Annotated in this window: 6 protein-coding genes; 3 read left to right on the top strand and 3 right to left on the bottom strand. The window is 62.4% G+C overall.

The window, feature by feature from the left end; all coding sequences use genetic code 11:
• Nucleotides 1-64: 64 nt before the first annotated feature.
• Nucleotides 65-367, bottom strand: a complete 303-nt coding sequence (locus tag IE321_RS40990; protein ID WP_190226707.1) for a hypothetical protein — start codon at nt 365-367, stop codon at nt 65-67.
• 208 nt (nt 368-575) lie between these two features.
• On the opposite strand from IE321_RS40990, the gene IE321_RS40995 reads away from it, so the two are divergent.
• Together IE321_RS40995 and IE321_RS41000 are read left to right on the top strand one after the other, a co-directional pair.
• On the top strand, nt 576-794 hold the full coding sequence (locus IE321_RS40995; protein ID WP_190226708.1) for a hypothetical protein: 219 nt from the start codon (nt 576-578) through the stop codon (nt 792-794).
• Nucleotides 795-999: 205 nt separating this feature from the next.
• Nucleotides 1,000-1,728, top strand: coding sequence for a hypothetical protein (locus IE321_RS41000; RefSeq protein WP_190226709.1), 729 nt, complete (start codon nt 1,000-1,002; stop codon nt 1,726-1,728).
• A 141-nt stretch (nt 1,729-1,869) separates the two neighbouring features.
• Here the strand turns inward: IE321_RS41000 and IE321_RS41005 are convergent, their stop codons facing one another.
• Both IE321_RS41005 and IE321_RS41010 read right to left on the bottom strand, forming a co-directional pair.
• On the bottom strand, nt 1,870-2,082 hold the full coding sequence (locus tag IE321_RS41005) for a hypothetical protein (protein ID WP_190226710.1): 213 nt from the start codon (nt 2,080-2,082) through the stop codon (nt 1,870-1,872).
• Nucleotides 2,083-2,788: 706 nt separating this feature from the next.
• Nucleotides 2,789-3,211 carry a hypothetical protein gene (locus IE321_RS41010; protein WP_190226711.1) on the bottom strand — a complete coding sequence of 141 codons (423 nt, stop codon included), beginning with the start codon at nt 3,209-3,211 and terminating at the stop codon, nt 2,789-2,791.
• A 112-nt stretch (nt 3,212-3,323) separates the two neighbouring features.
• Here IE321_RS41010 and IE321_RS41015 point away from each other — a divergent pair.
• Nucleotides 3,324-3,874 (top strand): IS630 family transposase (locus tag IE321_RS41015; RefSeq protein ID WP_190226712.1); only part of this gene is annotated, 551 nt, incomplete at its 3' end.

The following is a 3,874-nucleotide window of genomic DNA, read 5'->3' on the forward strand; positions in this document are numbered from 1 at the left end:
GAAGCCCCGCCGTGCCCCAACAACCGGAACCATGATCGGCCGGACAAGTCCTAGTCGAGAAGCCCTAGCGGTACTTGTTGAACAAGGCCAGAAGGTCGTCCACGCCCGTGATTCCCAGAAGCGTGAACGACGCTACGGCGATCCCGAACACCGTCGTCCAGTAGGTCGCCCGGGAGATCTTTTCGCGGATGACCTCGCCTTCCAGGTGACTGCCGATCAGCCCGAACAGGATTGCGCCGCCAGCCAGCAGGCCAGCAAGCGTCACACCCCTCATCGGTTCTTCAAGGGGCATGACCCCAGCGGCATTCATCTTGGCAAGCAGGACGAGGCTTGCGGCCGCCCCGAAGATCGTCCAAGTGAGGATCACGCTTAGTCGTGGCTCCGTCATCTTTCCCCCATTCCCCTCGCCCCCTCACAGGAGGGCGCCTGCTGCCCAGCTCACGGTACTCATGCAGAACCAACTGCCGCGCGTCAATCAGGCATTTGAACAGGTCGCCCTCTGCCCTCACCCTCTCCGACTACACATCGGCCAACGGCCAGATGACCTGAAGGAAACGCCCCAGAAGGGATCACCCATGAAGGACTCCACGCGGCGGACGGTCCGCACCGTCTTCCAGACCGTCGTCTCCGTCGCCGCCGGCATGCCGCTCCTCCTCGACGCCTCCGACATCCCGGAGACGGCCCCCGGTGTCGGCGTCATCATCGCCGTCGCCGCCGCCGTCACCCGCCTGATGGCGCTGCCGCTCGTCGACGGCCTGCTCCCGTCCTTCCTGAAGAAGGACGCAGCTGTCTAGCTAGGAGGTGATCCGGTCTCGTGCCGGGTCGCGCCCGGCAAAACTGTGCCCCCTCTGCCTTCGCGGCGGAGGGGGCCTTTTTTGCGTTCCGGCACACGGCCGCCTAGCTGGTCGCAGGTGCTGCCAGCGCCACAAGGCACGCCGATCTCTCGCCGAGAGCGTTAAAGGCACCACACTGGCGTGCACGCCAACCTAAGATGATCGAGTGATTGACGACGGCCCGGCCTACAAGCTCCTCTTGTATAGAGCAGTGAAGCGTTTCGAAATTGATCTACGGGAATGGCCTTGGCCACCCGTAAATTTTAGTGATGACTGGGATACGTACTGGCGCACCCGTTTCGAGGACACACTCTTTCGGGTCGGCCTAGGCGTGCGAAAGCTGATCGAGTCCGCGAAGCTCTCCGTTGAAGCTCAAGAGCACCCAATTAACGTCACCTTTCTACCCATCCGCAAGGATTACTTTCCCGGCGCGATAGACCAACATCACATCGAAAGGTTTTACGACGATAGGGCGGAACGCCCAGACCAGATACCTCTCCTACTCCTCTGCCACGCCATTGTCCACTCATACGTTCTCGTACCCCGCTTCAACGTTTCGACGCATACGGGATTGTCCCTGCAAGACTTCTACCTGGCCTCAGACCGAGGGCGAAAGAAGGGTGTCTATCTAGTCGACTGGCGCACGTTCGTCAACGAGTTGGTGTACGCCGTGGCGTCAGATGAGGTAAATGGGCTCGTTATGCACCGTTTGCCCAACGGGGAAGAGATCAGGATTCCGACCTCGCGCCCAAACGATCTCTTCAAAACCCCGGATCGCATAGTAGATCTTTACCGAAACCTGTCGCAAGGGCACGCTAAATCCTTCGATAAGTTCATGAAGGAATGGCGAGAGGCATACGATACGCCACTCGATCCCGAATCAGGCATCCAATGAAGGCCCGCCCCATCGAATCCGCGAACTGAGCCTCAACCGCCCCGGGCTACGGCACACCGTCCGCCCACACGCCCGATAAAAAGCCCCCTGCCATGAAGGCGGAGGGGGCCTTTTTACGTTTCGGGGCCTGCCCTTGAAGGGTCAGTACATGGTGGGCGGCTTCCGCCGGATCTGCCACATGTTCTTGTGCTCGCGCATGATGGCCGGACGCTCGGCCGGCGGGGCGCCGCGCATGGAGACGTGGAACGTCCAGGCGCGGGTGGCACGGTCGATCGCGAACATGACCATCAGGGCCAGCGCGAACGGCGTAGCCGGATGGGCCAGAAGAAGCTGAAGCGTGTTGGAAATGCTCATGCGTCCCTCCCAGGGTGCGGGCGCCTTCGAAGAGAGGCGTCTCCACACGAGAGGGCGCCGATCCCAACGAAGGCAGGTCAATTCCTGCCAAACACGACCGCCCGCTGGTCGTGCCCCCACGCGTTGTCTACCCCGCGTGGGTAATCGTTGAGACCGGATGACACTGGTCACCGAAACTCAGGGTGTTGCTGTGTTACTGCGGGCTCCCGGTGTTGGGCTTGTTCCCTTCACCGTTTTCTAGGAGTTGGACTCAGTCTAAGTCCGCGTGTCCAAAAAGGGATCGACTTGATCGGCTCTATGGCCACACTCCTGCCAGTCGTCAACAGGGCTTAACCGAACCGCTGTTGAACTCCGGCGTTCGTGACGCGCGCACTGCGGGCGTCTCGTTCTGAGCCCAGAGTAATCATGAGGTAACCCGAAAAGCAAACTGCTCTGCTACCAGGCCAAGTTGCCTGGGACCCTCATCCCAAGTTCAAGAAGGCCCCCGGCCCGGTACCGACTTGGCACCAGGCCCGGGGGCCTTCTTCGGGTTCACCGGCCGGCTAGAGCATGTCCGGCCGATCATCTGACTGCTCCGTGCCTGAGTCGTTCTTGTCGGCATGGGGCGGGGCGACCTGAGTGATGCCGAGTGATCACCGCGCCCCCAGCCAGAACGATGCCCCGATCCCGGGGCTGTCACATCACTGGCCCCCGTTTGCTGGGGCGCTCAGCCGTTCGTCTTGTGAAGCTCGCGGTGGGCGAGAGCGAGCCGGGTCAAGTGCACGGCCAGATCCACAGTGTCAGGCTCGCTCAAGTCGACTTCCACGTAGTCCTGGTTGATCTCGTCCTGCCTTCGCTCGCGACCAGCTGGCAGGTGAGCACGGGCTGTCTCCCACGGCACGTGGATGTCGGCGCGCCACAGCTTCCTGGTAGCCCAGAGATGGGTTGCCGAAGGGTCCTTACGCCCGGCTGCGGCAGCTGGATAGAGACGGATGCCTCTGGGCTCCTTTGACTGCACGAGTTTGGCAACGACATAGCGGGGATCGAAGATGCGGTCCAGATACTCAGCGACTTGGCGCCAGCCAGGAGCGGCAAGGTGGCGCCCCCAGGCCTCTATCTCGGCGCGGTCCATGCCATCGTGATGATCCACACGCACTCCTTTCGAATACACCGGACTAGCCATTCGGGACATCGTCCCCCATACGCAAGATCGGCCGGACAAGTCCTAGTGACCTGAGTCGGAGATTCGTCGTTAGTTGGGCATGAGTCGTCCGGGTCCGAAGATTCCGCCGTTGTCGGTCAGTGATGCCCAGAGGGCAGTGCTGGAGGGCTGGTTACGCCGCCGGACGACGGCTCGGGCTCTGGCTCAGAGGTCGCGGATCGTGCTGGAGTGCGCCGATGGCCACTCGATCATGGAGGTGTCTCGCCGGCTGCGGATCACTCCGGACACGGTCCGCACCTGGCGGCGCCGGTTCATCGAACGCGGCCTGGACGGCCTGTGCGACGACCCGCGGCCCGGTGTCCCCAGGAAGATCACCGACGCCGACGTCGAGCGGGTCATCGTCAAGACGCTCGAGGAGACACCGAAGAACGCCACCCACTGGTCGACCAGGTCGATGGCGGCGGCGACGGGCATGTCGCAGTCGACGGTCTCGCGGATCTGGCGGGCGTTCGCCCTGGCGCCGCACCGGTCGCAGATCTTCAAGCTGTCCACTGACCCGTTGTTCATCGACAAGGTCCGTGACGTCGTCGGCCTCTACCTCGACCCGCCGGAGAAGGCCCTCGTCCTCTGCGTGGACGAGAAGTCGCAGAT

This window comes from Streptomyces hydrogenans (assembly GCF_014656075.1).
Lineage (GTDB): Bacteria > Actinomycetota > Actinomycetes > Streptomycetales > Streptomycetaceae > Streptomyces > Streptomyces hydrogenans.